General features: G+C 68.3%; 16 protein-coding genes and 1 tRNA gene. 11 read left to right on the top strand and 6 right to left on the bottom strand.

The window, feature by feature from the left end; all coding sequences use genetic code 11:
- Window positions 1–38: 38 nt before the first annotated feature.
- Both OO014_RS07250 and OO014_RS07245 read left to right on the top strand, forming a co-directional pair.
- The gene (locus tag OO014_RS07250; protein ID WP_272461621.1) at window positions 39–1082 is read left to right on the top strand and encodes an ArsA-related P-loop ATPase; all 1044 of its coding nucleotides are present in this window, start codon (window positions 39–41) and stop codon (window positions 1080–1082) included.
- Window positions 1079–2281, top strand: a complete 1203-nt coding sequence (locus OO014_RS07245) for an ArsA family ATPase (RefSeq protein WP_272461620.1) — start codon at window positions 1079–1081, stop codon at window positions 2279–2281. Before OO014_RS07250 ends, OO014_RS07245 begins: the two co-directional genes overlap by 4 nt.
- A gap of 39 nt (window positions 2282–2320) precedes the next feature.
- Here the strand turns inward: OO014_RS07245 and OO014_RS07240 are convergent, their stop codons facing one another.
- Window positions 2321–2626 (bottom strand): WhiB family transcriptional regulator, encoded by a 306-nt coding sequence (locus OO014_RS07240; protein ID WP_272461619.1) that lies wholly within the window; start codon window positions 2624–2626, stop codon window positions 2321–2323.
- Between the two features lie 258 nt (window positions 2627–2884).
- Between OO014_RS07240 and OO014_RS07235 the strand changes: the two genes are divergently transcribed.
- The gene (locus tag OO014_RS07235; protein WP_272461618.1) at window positions 2885–5311 is read left to right on the top strand and encodes a transglycosylase domain-containing protein; all 2427 of its coding nucleotides are present in this window, start codon (window positions 2885–2887) and stop codon (window positions 5309–5311) included.
- Window positions 5312–5399: 88 nt separating this feature from the next.
- Here OO014_RS07235 and OO014_RS07230 read toward each other — a convergent pair whose 3' ends face one another.
- Entirely contained in the window at window positions 5400–5855 is a 456-nt protein-coding gene (locus tag OO014_RS07230) for a GatB/YqeY domain-containing protein (protein WP_272461617.1), read from the bottom strand.
- 75 nt (window positions 5856–5930) lie between these two features.
- Between OO014_RS07230 and OO014_RS07225 the strand changes: the two genes are divergently transcribed.
- The 4 genes from OO014_RS07225 (at window position 5931) to OO014_RS07210 (ending at window position 8915) form a co-directional block, all read left to right on the top strand.
- Window positions 5931–6866 carry a metallophosphoesterase gene (locus OO014_RS07225; protein ID WP_272461616.1) on the top strand — a complete coding sequence of 312 codons (936 nt, stop codon included), beginning with the start codon at window positions 5931–5933 and terminating at the stop codon, window positions 6864–6866.
- 163 nt (window positions 6867–7029) lie between these two features.
- A tRNA-Pro gene (locus OO014_RS07220) sits at window positions 7030–7106 on the top strand.
- A 263-nt stretch (window positions 7107–7369) separates the two neighbouring features.
- Window positions 7370–7636 carry a hypothetical protein gene (locus tag OO014_RS07215; RefSeq protein ID WP_272461615.1) on the top strand — a complete coding sequence of 89 codons (267 nt, stop codon included), beginning with the start codon at window positions 7370–7372 and terminating at the stop codon, window positions 7634–7636.
- 832 nt (window positions 7637–8468) lie between these two features.
- Window positions 8469–8915, top strand: a complete 447-nt coding sequence (locus OO014_RS07210) for a GNAT family N-acetyltransferase (RefSeq protein ID WP_272461614.1) — start codon at window positions 8469–8471, stop codon at window positions 8913–8915.
- Window positions 8916–8992: 77 nt separating this feature from the next.
- Here the strand turns inward: OO014_RS07210 and OO014_RS07205 are convergent, their stop codons facing one another.
- Both OO014_RS07205 and OO014_RS07200 read right to left on the bottom strand, forming a co-directional pair.
- Window positions 8993–9256, bottom strand: a complete 264-nt coding sequence (locus OO014_RS07205) for a type II toxin-antitoxin system RelE family toxin (protein WP_272461613.1) — start codon at window positions 9254–9256, stop codon at window positions 8993–8995.
- Entirely contained in the window at window positions 9253–9513 is a 261-nt protein-coding gene (locus OO014_RS07200) for a type II toxin-antitoxin system prevent-host-death family antitoxin (RefSeq protein ID WP_272461612.1), read from the bottom strand. Before OO014_RS07200 ends, OO014_RS07205 begins: the two co-directional genes overlap by 4 nt.
- Window positions 9514–9704: 191 nt before the next feature.
- Here OO014_RS07200 and OO014_RS07195 point away from each other — a divergent pair, with 191 nt between their 5' ends.
- From OO014_RS07195 to OO014_RS07180, 4 genes are all read left to right on the top strand, one after another.
- Window positions 9705–9881 carry a hypothetical protein gene (locus OO014_RS07195; protein WP_272461611.1) on the top strand — a complete coding sequence of 59 codons (177 nt, stop codon included), beginning with the start codon at window positions 9705–9707 and terminating at the stop codon, window positions 9879–9881.
- A gap of 246 nt (window positions 9882–10127) precedes the next feature.
- The gene (locus tag OO014_RS07190; protein WP_272461610.1) at window positions 10128–10478 is read left to right on the top strand and encodes a hypothetical protein; all 351 of its coding nucleotides are present in this window, start codon (window positions 10128–10130) and stop codon (window positions 10476–10478) included.
- Between the two features lie 512 nt (window positions 10479–10990).
- On the top strand, window positions 10991–11488 hold the full coding sequence (locus OO014_RS07185) for a nuclear transport factor 2 family protein (protein WP_272461609.1): 498 nt from the start codon (window positions 10991–10993) through the stop codon (window positions 11486–11488).
- A 164-nt stretch (window positions 11489–11652) separates the two neighbouring features.
- Entirely contained in the window at window positions 11653–11829 is a 177-nt protein-coding gene (locus OO014_RS07180) for a hypothetical protein (protein ID WP_272461608.1), read from the top strand.
- A gap of 339 nt (window positions 11830–12168) precedes the next feature.
- On the opposite strand, the gene OO014_RS07175 is transcribed toward OO014_RS07180, so the two are convergent.
- Window positions 12169–13683: an MFS transporter gene (locus OO014_RS07175; RefSeq protein WP_272461607.1), complete on the bottom strand. Its 1515-nt coding sequence runs from the start codon at window positions 13681–13683 to the stop codon at window positions 12169–12171.
- Window positions 13680–14918, bottom strand: a complete 1239-nt coding sequence (locus tag OO014_RS07170) for an amidohydrolase (RefSeq protein WP_272461623.1) — start codon at window positions 14916–14918, stop codon at window positions 13680–13682. Before OO014_RS07170 ends, OO014_RS07175 begins: the two co-directional genes overlap by 4 nt.
- Between the last annotated feature and the right edge of the window lie 62 nt (window positions 14919–14980).

Below are 14980 nucleotides of genomic sequence, written 5' to 3'. Positions count from 1 at the left end.
CGGGCTAGGGGGTGGAGGGAGCGCCGTAGAGTGCCGGTGTGAGCGATGCACGGGCGATCGACGCCGCCGACTGGCAGCGCGCTCGCCTGCACGTCGTCACCGGCAAGGGCGGCACCGGCAAGACCACCGTCGCCTCCGCCCTCGCCCTCGCGCTCGCCTCCGCGACCGACAGCCCGAAGCGCGTCCTGCTCGCCGAGGTCGAGGGCCGCCAGGGCCTCAGCCAGACCTTCGACGTGCCGCCACTCGGCACCGAGGAGACCCGGATCGCCCGCACCAAGCCCGGCGGCGAGATCGTCGGCCTGTCGGTCGACGCCAAGGCCGCGCTCCTCGAGTACCTGCAGCTGTTCTACAAGCTGGGCCGCGCCGGCAAGCTCCTCGAGAAGTTCGGGGCCATCGACTTCGCCACGACCATCGCGCCCGGCGTCCGGGACGTCCTCGTGATCGGCAAGCTCTACGAAGCCAACCGACGCCGCAAGGATGGCCGGCACCGGGGAGCGAGCCCAGCGGCATACGACGCGATTGTCATGGACGCCCCGCCCACGGGACGGATCGGGCGCTTCCTCAGCGTCAACTCCGAGGTCGCCGACCTCGCGCGCGTCGGCCCGATCCACAGCCAGGCCGAGTCGATCACCGATCTCCTCGAGAGCGAGCAGACCCTCGTCCACATCGTCACCCTGCTCGAGGAGATGCCGGTGCAGGAGACGATCGAGGCGATCCGCGAGCTGCGTGCGAAAGACCTGCGCGTCGGGATCGTCTTCGTCAACATGGTCCGCGACCCGCTCCTCGACGACGTGGCGCTCGAGCAGGCCCGCAACGGCAGGCTGCACAAGGCGTCGATCAGCGGGCAGCTCGCCGATGCCGGCGTCAAGGCCAGTCCGGAGCTCGTCGACGGGCTGCTCCAGGAGGCCTACGACCACGCGCACCGGGTCGATCTCGAGAGCGAGCAGCTCGCCCTCCTCGAGGAGACGGGCCTGCCTCTCGTCCTCCTGCCCGCCCTGCCCGAGGGCGTCGACTCGGGCTCGGTCCGGGAGCTCGCCGACATCCTGCTCGACGAGCTCGAGGAGGTGGGCCTGACCCGATGACCCAGACCAAGGAGACCGCCCACCCCGCGCACGTCCGCGCCGCGCAGGCCGCACCCCACCTCGACATCGACGGGATGATCGCCGACCGGGGCGTCGAGGTCGTCGTGTGCTGCGGCGCCGGAGGTGTCGGCAAGACGACCACCGCGGCCGCGCTGGGCCTGCGGGCCGCGGAGGCCGGGCGCCGCGTCGTCGTTCTGACCATCGACCCGGCTCGGCGGCTCGCCCAGGCGCTCGGACTCAGCGAGCTCGACAACACGCCGCGCCCCGTGAGCGGTTTCGACACCGCGGCCGGCGGCAGCCTCGACGCGATGATGCTCGACATGAAGCGGACCTTTGACGAGGTGGTGCTGGCCCACGCCGACCCTGGCAAGGCGGAGCAGATCCTCGCCAACCCCTTCTACCAGGCGGTCAGCTCGTCGTTCGCGGGCACGCAGGAGTACATGGCGATGGAGAAGCTCGGCCAGCTCAAGGCCGCCGCCGATTCCGCACCGGACGGCTGGGACCTCATCATCGTCGACACCCCGCCATCGCGATCGGCGCTCGACTTCCTCGACGCGCCGAACCGGCTCGGCAGCTTCCTCGACGGCCGGTTCATCCGGCTGCTGAGCGCCCCCGCCAAGGCGAGTGGCCGTGCCGGTGTCAAGGTCTTCGGCCTCGGCGTCCAGCTCGTCAGCAGCACGATGACGAAGATCCTCGGCGGCCAGTTCCTCAGCGACGTCCAGACGTTCGTCGCGGCGCTCGACACGATGTTCGGTGGCTTCCGCGAGCGCGCCGACCAGACCTACCGGCTGCTGTCGCGCGAGGGGACGTCGTTCCTCGTGGTCGCCGCTCCCGAGCGGGACGCGTTGCGTGAGGCGTCCTACTTCGTCGACCGGCTCCAAGCGGACCGTATGCCGCTGAGCGGGCTCGTCGTCAACCGCATGGGTCGCGTCTCGGCCGGGGCCCTGACGCCCTCCCGCGCGCTCGCCGTCGCAGAGGCGCTGGAGGACAGTGGTGGGCCGAAGTCGGCCGAGAACGCCGCCGGACTGTTGCGCCTGCACGCGGCCGTCGTGACGATCGCGCAGCGGCAGCGAGAGCTGGCTGAGCGGTTCTCCCGCTCGCACCCGGACGTGCCGGTGGTGCAGGTGCCGGCGCTGAACCGGGACGTGCACGACCTGGACAGTCTCCGAGAGGTCGGGAACGCGCTTGCTGGGCCGTGATCCCCGCGTCACGACCCAGCAAGTGGTCTCGCATGCGCCTCAGGCGGACTTGGCCTGGGCTTCCATCCCGGCGCGCAGTGCGAGCTTCCACGATGTGATGTCCGGCCGCTTGCGGAGCAGTGCGCGCCGCTCGCGCTCGGTCATCCCACCCCAGACCCCGAACTCCGTCCGGTTGTCGAGGGCCTCAGCCAGGCACTGGGCCAGCACGGGGCAGGTCTTGCAGACCGCCTTCGCCTCGTGCTGCGCCTTGCCCCTGACGAAGAGCGCATCCGGGTCCTGACCCGTGCACGCCGCCTGGCTGGCCCACTCGTCGACCCATGTTGTCGAAATGGTGGCGACACTCATTCTGTTCTACCCCTCCCCGCCCGGCGCCTCCCACGACACCGAGTTGGACCAGGACCGTCCCACCGGTCCTGACCGAGCCCCCTTCCGGCCCAAATGAGACATTACGAGTGACCGCCCGAACCGGACATAGGCCGAATGCATCATTTGCGCAGGTGGGTGACTAGTCACCGGCTGACCAGCAGTGATCCGCCGGGACCACCCTCAGAGGCACCGACGGCCCGGGCTGATACCACAGGGGCAGCGGTTACCCTTGGGCGCATGTCGTCCTCCCGCACCACGTCCATCGGCGGCGTCATCAGCCTGCTCGGCGCCTTCCTCGCGGCAGCCATGGTGCTCGGCCTCCTGGCGGCCGGGCTCTTCATGCCCGCCGTGGGTGCGACCGGCGCCATCGCCCGCAGTGGCGTCGACATCTTCAACGAGCTGCCGGGCGAGTTCAAGACCGACCCGCTGAGCCAGCAGTCGCGGATCCTCTCCGCGGACGGCAAGGTCATCGCGACCCCCGCGGAGCAGAACCGCGTCATCGTGCCGCTGAAGAAGGTCGCGCCGATCATGCGTGAGGCGCAGATCGCGATCGAGGACCACCGGTTCTACGACCACGGCGGCTTCGACCTGCAGGGCGTGGTGCGCGCCGCGATCGCCAACATCCGCACCGGCCAGACGACCTCCGGTGCCTCGTCACTGACGCAGCAGTACGTCAAGATCTCCCTCCAGTACTCCGCGCTCAACCAGGGAGACAAGGAAGCAGCGCAGGCCGCGATCCGCAAGGACTACATGCGCAAGCTCAAGGAGCTCAAGTACGCCATCACGCTCGAGAAGCAGATGACGAAGGACGAGATCCTCCAGGGCTATCTCAACCTCGTCTACTACGGAGACCAGGCCTACGGCGTCGAGGCCGCGTCCCAGCACTACTTCTCGATCCCGGCCAGCAAGCTGAGCCTCTCGCAGGCCGCCCTCCTCGCCGGCCTGACGCAGAACCCCGGCACCACGGACCCGGTCAACTACCCGGAGCGCGCCCTGGCCCGCCGCAACGTCGTGCTCGACCGGATGCGCGAACTCGGCAAGATCTCCGACAAGGACTGGACCGCGGCGAAGAAGCGGACGATCAAGCAGGACCTCAAGGTCTCGCAGCCCAAGAGCACCTGCCTCGCGTCGCCCTACCCGTACTGGTGCGAGTTCGTCATCAACTACGTCGAGGCCATGCCCGAGCTCGGCAAGACCGTGGAGGCCCGCCGTCGACTGCTGCGCACGGGCGGCATCACCGTGCACACGACCCTCGACTCGAAGATCCAGAAGATCGTCCAGGAAGAGGTCACCCGCAAGGTCCCGATCGGCGACCCGTCCAACGTCGGCGCCGCCGCCTACGTCACGGAGCCGGGGACGGGCCGGGTGCTCGGGTTCGCCCAGAACACGAAGTACACGGTTGGCAAGCAGAGCCGCGGCAAGACGGGGATCGCCTGGGCCCTGGACAAGAGGTGGGGCGGGTCCGGCGGCTTCCAGTTCGGCTCGACGGCCAAGGCCTTCGCCCTGCTGACCGCGATGGAGTCCGGCATGAGCACCAAGGCCTCGGTCAACGCCAAGCCGGCCGGGGACAAGCCGTACACCTACCAGCCCAGCGAGTTCCCACAGCCGTGCGGGCTCTACGAGCCATGGCCGGTGCGCAACGACACGCCGTGGAAGGGCGGGCGGATGAGCCTCATGGAGGCGACTGCGCTCTCTACCAACACGGCCTTCGTCGCCCTCGCCCAGCAGCTCGGGGGGTGCAAGGTCCGCGACACGATGAACCGGATCGGCCTGCACCAGGCCGACGGCAAGCCGATGGGCAAGATCCCGGCCGAGTACATCCTCGGCGCGGACGAGGTCTCACCGCAGGGTGTGGCGCACGCCTACGCGACTCTGGCCGCGGACGGCAAGAAGTGCTCGATGGTCGTCGTCACCAAGGTGACGCAGGGCTCAAAGGTCCTCGCAGCGCCGAAGACCAAGTGCGATCAGGTCGCCAAGGCCGACTACGTCCGCGGGACGCACAAGTTCCTCGAGTACAACATGACCAACGGTTCGGGCGTCCGCAACCAGCTCGACGGGCGGGAGTCGGCCGGCAAGACCGGAACGTCGGACAAGAACAACGAGTCGTGGTTCGCCGGCTACACGCCCAACCTCGCGACGGCCGTGTGGGTCGGCACGCCGGATGACGGCAACAAGCGCCTCATGAAGAACGTCCGGATTGGCGGCTCGTTCTACCCGGTCATGCACGGTGCCTCGATCGCCGCGCCGATCTGGAAGGGCATCATGAGTCGCGCCCTCGAAGGCGAGCCGATCATCAAGTTCAAGGAGCCGTCCGACAAGGTCCTCAACGGCGACCTCATCGACATCCCGAGCGTCAACGGGCGCACGGTCGCCGAGGCGACGAAGATCCTCGAGGACGCCGGCTTCGGTGTCGACGTCGGCGGCTCGATGGCGTCCAGCATCCCCAAGGGCCTCGTGGCGGGTACCTCGCCGTTCGGTCGCGCTCCCAAGGGCAGCGTCGTCACCATCTACACGTCGGAGGGCCCGAGCGAGCCGAAGGACAAGGACAAGGGCAAGCCTGACCCAAGCCAGACCATCACCATCGAACCGCCCCCTGACGGTGGTGGCGGCCCCGGCAAACCGCCGAAGCCCGACTCCACCCTCACCACCGAAGCCACCGGCTGAGGCCAGGAGCAGGCGGCGGCCAGCCCAGCGGCATACGGCAGCACGACGAAGGCCCCGACACGAGCGTGTCGGGGCCTTCGTCGTGAACTCAGCCGGCGAGGACCCTGCGGACGATCGCGGCGACGCGGCCGCCCTCGGCGCGACCGGCGACCGCAGCATTGGCTGCCTTCATCGCGACACCCATCTGGGCCATCCCCGTGGCCCCGGAAGACGCGACGGCCTCGCGGACGATCGCCTCGAGCTCCGACTCGTCGAGCTGCTTCGGCAGGTAGGTCTCGAGGATGGCGAGCTCGGCCTGCTCGGTCGCGGCCAGCTCGGCCCGGCCGGCCCCCGTGTAGGCCTCCGCGGCCTCGCGACGCTTCTTGGCCTCCTTGGCGAGCACCTTGAGGACGTCGTCGTCGCTCAGCTCACGATGCTCCTGGCCCGCGACCTCCTCGGTGGTGACCGCAGTCAGAGCCATGCGGATCGTGCCGGCCCGCACCTGGTCGCGCTCCCGCATCGCCGCGGTCAGATCGGCCTTCAGCTGCTCCTTGAGGGTGCTCATGCGGCCAGTCTCTCAGGTCGGCACGGGCGCGCCGGAATTGCTTTTCGCGCGGTTGCGAGTGCGAGGATGGGCGACATGCGCGCCCTGACCAAGACCGTCCTCGGCGTCGGCCTCGCCGGCGCAGGCGTCCTCGGCTGGGCGTCGCTCGTCGAGCGCAACGCCTTCGTGCTCAGGCGGTTCGAGCTGCCGGTTCTGCCCGAGGGCGCCGAGCCGCTGCGGGTGCTGCACCTGTCGGACATCCACCTCCTGCCGAGGCAGCAGCGCAAGGCACAGTGGGTGCGCGACCTCGAGTCGCTCGATCCCGATCTCATCGTCAACACCGGCGACAACATCGCGGCCCACGATGCGGTGCCCGCGGCGCTCGACGCCTTCGGTCCCCTGCTCGACCGGCCGGGGGTCTTCGTGCTGGGGTCCAACGACTACTTCGCGCCGAAGGTGAAGAACCCCTTCCGCTACCTGACGCGACACCACGCGAAGGGCACCGGCGACACCTCCCGGCTGCCCACCGGCGACCTCGTCCACGGCTTCACCTCGCGCGGCTGGGTCGACCTGACGAACCGGCACGACAAGCTCGTCATCCGGGGCCGACGGTTCGACTTCGTCGGGGTCGACGACCCGCACCTCGGCTATGACCGGCTCGACCTCGTCCGCCGCCCCCCACACCCGTCGGCCGAGCTGACCATCGGCGTGACGCACGCGCCCTACCAGCGGGTGCTCGACGCCTTCGTCGAGGACGGCGCCGGTCTGGTCATTGCCGGACACACCCACGGCGGCCAGGTGTGCGTGCCCGGTTATGGCGCGCTGGTCACCAACTGCGACCTCGACACCGGACGGGCCAAAGGCGTGTCGCGCTGGTGGCCGGGGGCGGGACATACGCCGTCGTCGGCCGCGCCTGAGGGTGCTGCGTGGCTCGAGGTGTGCGCCGGGCTCGGCACGTCGCCCACCGCGCCGGTGCGGCTCGCCTGCCGTCCCGAGGCGGTCCTGCTGACGCTGGTGCCGCGCGCCGGTTGATGCCACATCGGCGGCCCCGGGGGTCCCGCTCTGGCATCAACTCGTCGTCGGGCCTGGGGCTGGGTCGGGGCCGATTCGGAGTTCGCCGGGATGCTGCGCTAAAGTCTCTCCTTGCTGCCTCCGGTGCATCTCGCAAGCGGTGTGACGGGCGGCAGATGCAGTACGGGGTGTGGCGCAGCTTGGTAGCGCGCTTCGTTCGGGACGAAGAGGTCGCAGGTTCAAATCCTGTCACCCCGACCACCACATAAGCGCAGGTCAGGGCCACAATCGAGGCCCTGACCTTTTGCTTTTCAGCGGGTCCGAGAGCGCTTCGCGAGCCCGTCACGAGCCCCCCCTTCCGGCGGCTCATCGCGGGCTCGCCCGGCTCCCCGTTGAGCGCCTGAGCCATGAGGTCAGTCGCACGGTTAAACGCGCCTCCGGCGCGAAGTAGCGCGGGGCCCCGCGATGGGGACCCCGCACTCACCTGAGACTCGCCAACGCCAGCGCGGGCGTAGCATTCGCCCGTGTCATCCGCGTACTGGCGCAACGTCCGCGCACTGGCCCCAGTTGCCGCAACTTGGGCCCTCATATTCGTCGTCGGCGTCCTCGGCTACACCCTGATTCAGCGAGCCACCGACAACCCGCTACTGCACGCGGTCGCCATGACTGCGGGCGTCCTCGGCGGGACTGCACTCGGACGAGCTGCGCGGCGTCGGATTCTCTCGCGCGTCGACCCTGACGGTTCCCGCCGGGCCAACGTCCTGGACTTCGGCGCCAGCAAAGAAGACTGACCCGACCTCGCTTGGGCCGTGCCGGGACCCCGCACGAGGGCATGACCGTTGGCGAGCACCCTGCCGCCGACACTCGGACGGGCTGCCACCTTGGCAAGACCGCTGGGTCGAGTGCGCTGATGACGAGGGATGGCCCACGCAAACGCGAGCATGGCTGAGTTCCCGAGTAGCCCACTGCCCACCACGAGCGCATGGACCCCCTACGACCCGCACGGCCGAGACCCACGTGCGCCTTCTGGGCGGCACCACCGAGCCCAACGAGTCCCGGTCACTGCGCATACCCGCGAGGTTGAGTCGCGAGCCCGCAGGCCGACATGAGGCCATGCGGGAGCGATGCACGCCAATGCCAAACGCACTGTCCTGCAACGGCATTACCGCACGACCCAGTGATGTAGCGCGTTCGGGACGAAGAGGTCCCGGGTCAAATCCTGTCACCCCGACCTGTGAACCTGCAGGTCAGCGGCTTGCGTACTTCGTTTGGCGCCCCTCTGTAGTACAGCAGCGACCGTGAGCACAGCAGCAGAAGTACAGCAGCGGACTTCGTTCACGCAGCCAACTTCGACGACGAAGCGCATGCTTGGCGTACGTCGCCGGCTCTGGACAACGGTCCGCCGACGGTCCCACGCACGGACGGAACCGGCACGTCATGCCACCCGTTCTCGCCGAGCTCAAGCGGAGCGTCGAAGAGCCCTGCTCGGCGTCGGAGCTCGCTTGTGAGGACCGCAAATGAGCACGGCGCCATGCGCTAGCGAGGGGAATACGTGCGATGCGCACGTGCCCATAGGCGTCCGACATGTTGCCCGCCCCTACCCCGCGGCTTCGATTCCGTGAGATGACCAAGGACGACGTGTCCAACGTTGCCCGGCTCGACATCGGTGGGTCACGCGGTCCGAGCGGCTGGGTCGAGTGGAACCGGCGCAGCTACCACGATCTGGGCTTCGGACTGTGGATCATCGAGACCCATGCCGGAGACTTTGTCGGAGACTGCGGCCTGACCATGCAGGAAGTCGAGGACGCCTGGCACGTCAAGGCCGGGTGGCACGTGAGGTCCGATCTGCGCCGGCAGGGGTATGCCACGGAAGCGGCCTCAGCCGTACGCGATGCTGCCAGGGATTGCGGTGTTGGGCATCTGATCGCAATCATCCGTCCGGACAACGTCGCGTCTCAGCGGGTGGCACTCAAGATCGGTCTCTCACTCGAACGAGAGGTGGAGAAGAACGGCGGTCCAGCGCTGGTCTTCGGCGCCGACCTGACCCGTGAACGGCCACCTGTCACATAATCGAACGCGCCACTCGCGCCATGGTCGGGCGATCGCCCGCAGAGCGGCATGGCAGTGCATCGTCCGGTTGATCACGGTCAGCGGCGCCTGTAGATCTCTCTGCGGTGGCCGACAGCAAGCACCAGTACGAGCAGCACACCATCGTTCACCTCGTACACGATTCGGTAGTCACCGGTCCGCACCCGCCACTCACCCTCGCCGCCGACGAGCTTCTTCGCACCGGCGGGTCGCGGGTCTTGGCCGAGCAGTTCGACGGCCGCCTGCACACGGCGGCGTGCATCACCATCGAGCTTGCGCAGTTGACGGGCAGCGCCAGGGCTGAGCTCGATCCGGTATGTCATGCCAGGCCGAGGTCCGCCTTGACCTGCTCCCACGGGATGGTGCCCTCCTTAGCGATCTCCGTACGAGCAGCGCGTGCCGCCTCGATGTCCGCAAGCTCCTCGGCTGCCGCGATGAGGTCGTCGAGGTCGTCGGCGTCGATCACGGCAGCCACGCGCTGGCCACGACGTGTCAGGTATACCGGGTGGTGCCTCACCCGGGCCTCGTCTACGACGTCGGCCAGACGCGCTCGAGCGTCAGACACGGTCAATTCAGTCATGCCTCAAGTATGCGCGGTAATTGCTGAGATGTACATTTCAGCGCTCCCTCGCAACCGCGCCCATCGGCACCTTCGTTCACCCACATATCCTCGATGAGCGTCTCCCGCTCATCGGCTGCTGTGTGCCCAAAGCTCTAAGCAGCGTTGCCCTCCCAGCTCGATGACCAGTCCGTTGAGCGAAGGAGAAGACCATGGAAGAGCAACCAGCCAGTCGCGTGGCGATCGGGATGGACCCGCACAAACGCAGCGTGACGATCGAGGTGATGCGCCACGATGAGTCCGTCGCGACTGGTGGCAGGTTCGACACGAACGAGGCCGGCTACGACGCCATGCTCGAGCAGGCGCGGGCGTGGCCCGAGCGGGTGTGAACGGTCGAGGGGTGCAACGGCATCGGTCGTCGCGTCGCGTTGCGGCGGCTCGCGGATCCGAGGCATCCATGGCGCTGTCGTACCAGACCAGCGAGCGTCCGGGGGCCCGGCGATTCGGCGTGAGTCGTCTGCAGGATGTGCGCCGAAAGGTTCGGGCCGACGACAGCGCGTGTCGCACCGTTCTCACTTTCGCGCGCTGGATCAGCCTGAGGCGACGAGAAGGACGGCCCGGCAGGGAAAGGCCATGTGATCGACCATGCTCTCGGCCTGCGCGCGCGTGGAACGCACACGATCACGGGCAGCGACGGGGTCAAATACGTCGTCGAGGCGCTGCCCTCCGGCGTCATCGGGTGGCAGTACGAAGCCAGCGCCTTCGACTTCGGCCTGATCCTGGCCCTCGCTCGTGGACTCTGGAACTTGATGGGTCGCCTCGTCTTCGGGTGCGGCTGGCAGTTGAAGGTCACCCGCAAACGCGCCCGGTGGCCGCACTGGAGCAAGGTCGTTGCGAGGCGCCGCTTCCGCAAGAAGGAAGACGCTCTCGCTGGGTTCTCGCAGCTCGTCGAAGAGATCCACACCCGTGGACCCGCCATGCTGTGAGATCCCGCCAAAGGCTCTACGGGGCAAGGGGGATGACCCCTGCTGCTGAGTGACTATCTGAGTGACAATCGGTCCCGACCCGCCCCTCCCCGACGGACACATGTGGACCGAATCGTGCTCAGCGGCAACCAAACCCGAAGGGCTGACCGTGCTTCGGGACGAAGAGGTCGCAGGTTCAGATCCTGTCACCCAGACTCACGCTAATGCAGGTCAGAGGCCCTTTGCTCGCTCAGAGCAGAGGGCCTTCGCCGTCGCTGAGTGACTATGGATTCTCATTTCCGGTCCCGAAGATGCTGCCCATGGCAACCGCCGGCCTGGAGGAGGGGCCCTGATCTTTCCGCCGGGCCTTGTGCTCCGCTATGGGCCCGGTGGCTCTCCCCTGCCGGTAGGCGATCCCCAGTGCGGACCCGCAGATCACCCCACCCCAGTCCCTGGTGTCTCCCTTGGTGGGACTTTGGCCTCTATCGACGCCCGATGCCACGGGGATAGGCGTGGAGTAGGGAAAGAGGTGCATGAAGATGGCAACGATTTCTAGACCCATGTCGACTAGTGCTGAGGCTGTGCCGGCACGCCGAAATCGGTGGCTGATCTGGTTGTCGGTGATCACGCTGATCGTCGGCGTCGGGACTGGCTTGGTTGTGGGGCGCGTGACCAAAGCTGATGTTGTGCTGCCACCCAATCTGGCTGGCACGACAGTGACGAAGATGTTGGACGACTACGCAAAGGCGGTCAACGCAGGTGACACGGCGAAGATCGCCAGCCTCTTCGCAACGGACGCAACCTTCACGGACACCACCAAGTCGGATGGCTATGTCCTCGAGGGCAACACCAAGATCGCCTCGGCGGTTGCCTCTTGGCATGAGCTCGGGTTCTGGGTCACGGAGGGCGGGACGGCCATCGTGAATGGTTCGTTCGTCGCAAAGCAGGGCAATTCGGCTGTCGGATCCGCGATCGCGGTTTACCAGATCGTGAACGGCAAGTTCCAGAACGTCTGGGTCGTCAGGCCGTAACTCTGACGATCATCCAGTCGAGCAGGTGAAGGCTTCGCCTGATGACGTGAAGGCGCCAGGAGACGAACAGCGCCGCCAGAGCCGCAGCCAGGACGATGGCTGAGGCCCAGATGCCGGGCGCCCATCCGGGGGCCGAATGACGTCCGGTGCTCTAGGGTCGCGCTGTGGACGTCCTGACCCTTACCCTCCTCCTCCTCATGGTCTTCCTCGGGCTGCTCGCCGTCGGCTGGGCGCAGATCGCCAAGGGCCTCAACGCCCGGGTTGCGAACGGCGCTGTCGCGCTGTGTGTTGCCACGGTGGTGGGGGTGTTTGCGGCGGCGTCTCTGTTTCGAGTGCTGTAACGCTTCCCCTGACGCGCTCGCGGCCATCGCCTCCCGGCACAGTGGGTTGCACATGGCCCAACGCTCAGTGGACGCTCCACGCCCGGCTTCTCGATTCGTGACCGGTTCCACCAGCCACCCCGTATGCCGCTGAGCTCGCCTCCTCGGACGGCACTCCCCTGTCCCCTCCCGCCCACCCAGACGGGCGCCCGGCGACGTGAGCCGCTCGTGGCGCCCGTCCGCGCCGGACGCGGCGCCAGGGGTGTGCTGGATCCCGCGGATGCGACTCCGTCGCCGCGCGACGAGCCTTGGGCGCGGAGCGAGCTCAGCGGCATACCGACAAGGCTGGTGAAGCGAAGGTCAGCCCGTGTCGTACTTCCTCCCCTTGGGGATGGTGGTGAGGATCGAGATGATCGCGATGAGGGCGAGGACGAGGTTGAACAGGAAGGTGACGAGACCGGCCTGCCGGACGGCCTCGTTGGTCTGGATTCCCTGGGTGTGGAGCAGCTCGCCGACGATGGTGACGCCCGACCCGAGGAACGAGCTGAAGATCGTCAGTGACAGGGCCGCGCCGATCGCGCTGCCGAGAGACGACGCCATCTTGTAGATGCCCGCGCCGGCGCCCGCCTCCGCTGGCGGCAGGTTGGCAAGCGCCGCATCGGTGGACGGCGTCGCATAGAACGCGAGACCGACCCCGAAGAGGGTGTAGGCGATGACGGCCAGCACGGTGTACGGCCCGACGAGCAGGTGCGTCGGCATGAGGAGCAGCGAGGACAGGGCGACGATCGACGCGCCCCACAGCATCGGCTTGCGCGGGCCGAAGCGACGGAGCAGCTTCTCGCCGACGCGGATGAAGCCGATGATGGCGACCGCGTAGCCGATGGTGAGCAGGCCGGCCTTCCACGGGTCGAAGAGCTCCGGCCGGGCGATCTGCAGCATCTGCTGGCTCACGATGAGCAGGCCGATCGTGCCGTTGAGGACGAAGTTGCTGATGGTCGCACCCGTGAAGGTCGTGTTGCGGAAGAGCGCGAAGTCGATGAAGGGGGCGGTGCGGCCGCGCTCGTAGAAGTAGAAGACCACCCCGCCGGCCACCGCCACCGCTGCGAGGACGAGCGTCAGGGCGGAGCCCCAGCCGAGCTGCCGGCCGAAGATGAGGACGACCATCAGGGCCAGCACGCTGACCATGAAGATCGCGAGGCCGCCCACGTCGAAACGACCCCTCGCGCCGCCGGGCGCCCGGCTCTCCGGGGTGCCCCACAGCAGGGTGATCGCGATGGCCGAGACGGCGATCGAGACGTAGAAGATGACCCGCCAGTTGAAGCTCGAGGCCAGCAGGCCGCCGAAGAGCGCCGCCAGGCCAGAGCCGCCCCACGAGCCGATCGACCACATCGACACGGCCCGCTGCCGGGCCGCGCCGTCCCAGTAGGTCTTCACCAGCGCCATGGTCGCCGGCATGATGCAGGCCGCCGACAGGCCCTGAACGGCTCGCCCGGTGAGGAGCAGTGGGAGGGCTGCACCGCCGTTGGCGAAGATGATGAGCAACGAGCCGAGGATGCCGAGACCGTTGCCGACCAAGGCGATCCGGACGCGCCCGATGCGGTCCGCGAGGCCGCCCATGAAGACGATGAACAGGCCGGAGAAGAGCGCCGTGATCGAGACGGCGAGGTTCATCTGGTCGAGCGTGACGAGCGGGTTGGTGACCTCGTCGATCGGGCCGCCGTTGATGTCGGTGAGGATGCTGCGGGCGACGGTGCCGACCGTGCCGGCGAACATCCAGAAGGTCAGGACCCCGAGGACGATGCCGAGGAGCAGCTTGTCGTTGCCCTTGAAGCCCTGAGCGTGGCTCGTCGGGGCGGGGTGGCCCGTGGTTGTCATGACGCGTCCTCCTGACTGAGGTGGGCCAGCGCCGCGACGACGATGGCCTCGGTGCCGGCATCGAGGGTCGGCTGGATGGCGGGGGCGAAGTAGGGCGAGTGATTCGGGAAGGACTCCTGCCCCGGCGCGAACCCGCCCACCCCCCAGTAGGTGTAGGGAGTCCCGAAGGCGTCCGGGATCCGGCTGAAGTCCTCGCTGGCCGTGACCCGGCCGAGCTCCCGGACACGGGCCTCGCCGAAGTGGTCACGGAAGGCTGCGGTCACACGCTCGGTGACCTCCGGGTCGTTGTCGGTGAGCGGGTACTGGTCGTAGTAGTCGAAGGTGGGGGGCTCCGGCGACCCGGACGCCTCGCACTCGGCGCGGACGATCCGCTCGATGCTCGCCAGGACCTTGTCCCGGACGCTCGAGTCGTACGTGCGGACGTTGATGAGCAGGACGGCCCGGTCGGGGACGATGTTGCTCTTCGTGCCCGCGACGCTGCTGCCCACGGTGACGACGGCGAACTCCCCCGGCTTGGTCTCGCGGGAGACGATCGTCTGCAGCCGCAGGACGATCGACGCGGCGAGGACGACCGGGTCGACGCCCAGGTGCGGCATCGAGCCGTGCGACCCCTTGCCGAACACCGTGACCCGGATGCTGTCTCCCGCCGAGAGGACCGGGCCGACCTGGGTCCCGATGATGCCGGCCTCATGGCTGAGGACGTGCTGGGCGAGGGCGACATCTGGTCGGGGAACCTGTTCGGTCAGGCCGTCGTCGACCATGGCCCTCGCCCCGGCAGCCGTCTCCTCCGCCGGCTGGAAGAGGGCCACGAAGGTCCCCGCCCAGCTCTGGCGCCCCTGGGCCAGCAGCTCGGCCGCCCCGAGGAGGCAGGTGATGTGGACGTCGTGCCCACACGCGTGGGACACCCCGACGGTCGCGCCGGTCTCGTCCACGGCGGTCACCTTCGAGGCGTAGGGCAGCTCGGTCAGCTCCGTCACGGGCAAGGCGTCCATGTCCGCGCGCACGAGCACCGTGGGCCCGGTGCCGTTGGCCAGGACGCCCACGACCCCGCCACCCACCTGCTGGACCTCGTAGCCGAAGCCCTCCAGCCGGCGCGACACCTCGGCGGCGGTCTCCTTCTCCAGCGAGCTCAGCTCGGGATGGGCATGCAGGTGACGGTAGAGCTCCTCCTGCCACGCCCTCGTGGCCTCGAGCCGGCCAAGCACGTCCTGCGTCTCCGATCGCGGTGCCGCCATGGCGCTCACCTCCTCCTCGCACCGTACTCCCGCTGGGCTCGCCAACTGCTGGTTCTCGGCCA

This window comes from Intrasporangium calvum (assembly GCF_028446585.1).
Lineage (GTDB): Bacteria > Actinomycetota > Actinomycetes > Actinomycetales > Dermatophilaceae > Intrasporangium > Intrasporangium calvum_A.
The sequence above is the reverse complement of the archived record's forward strand: the minus strand, read 5'-3'. Positions and strand labels throughout refer to the sequence as shown.

Coding starts and splice junctions, on each gene's coding strand:
- OO014_RS07245 (WP_272461620.1), top strand. CDS start 1,079: ATGACCCAGACCAAGGAGACCGCCCACCCCGCGCACGTCCGCGCCGCG.
- OO014_RS07240 (WP_272461619.1), bottom strand. CDS start 2,626: ATGAGTGTCGCCACCATTTCGACAACATGGGTCGACGAGTGGGCCAGC.
- OO014_RS07235 (WP_272461618.1), top strand. CDS start 2,885: ATGTCGTCCTCCCGCACCACGTCCATCGGCGGCGTCATCAGCCTGCTC.
- OO014_RS07230 (WP_272461617.1), bottom strand. CDS start 5,855: ATGAGCACCCTCAAGGAGCAGCTGAAGGCCGATCTGACCGCGGCGATG.
- OO014_RS07225 (WP_272461616.1), top strand. CDS start 5,931: ATGCGCGCCCTGACCAAGACCGTCCTCGGCGTCGGCCTCGCCGGCGCA.
- OO014_RS07210 (WP_272461614.1), top strand. CDS start 8,469: ATGACCAAGGACGACGTGTCCAACGTTGCCCGGCTCGACATCGGTGGG.
- OO014_RS07205 (WP_272461613.1), bottom strand. CDS start 9,256: ATGACATACCGGATCGAGCTCAGCCCTGGCGCTGCCCGTCAACTGCGC.
- OO014_RS07200 (WP_272461612.1), bottom strand. CDS start 9,513: ATGACTGAATTGACCGTGTCTGACGCTCGAGCGCGTCTGGCCGACGTC.
- OO014_RS07195 (WP_272461611.1), top strand. CDS start 9,705: ATGGAAGAGCAACCAGCCAGTCGCGTGGCGATCGGGATGGACCCGCAC.
- OO014_RS07185 (WP_272461609.1), top strand. CDS start 10,991: ATGAAGATGGCAACGATTTCTAGACCCATGTCGACTAGTGCTGAGGCT.
- OO014_RS07175 (WP_272461607.1), bottom strand. CDS start 13,683: ATGACAACCACGGGCCACCCCGCCCCGACGAGCCACGCTCAGGGCTTC.
- OO014_RS07170 (WP_272461623.1), bottom strand. CDS start 14,918: ATGGCGGCACCGCGATCGGAGACGCAGGACGTGCTTGGCCGGCTCGAG.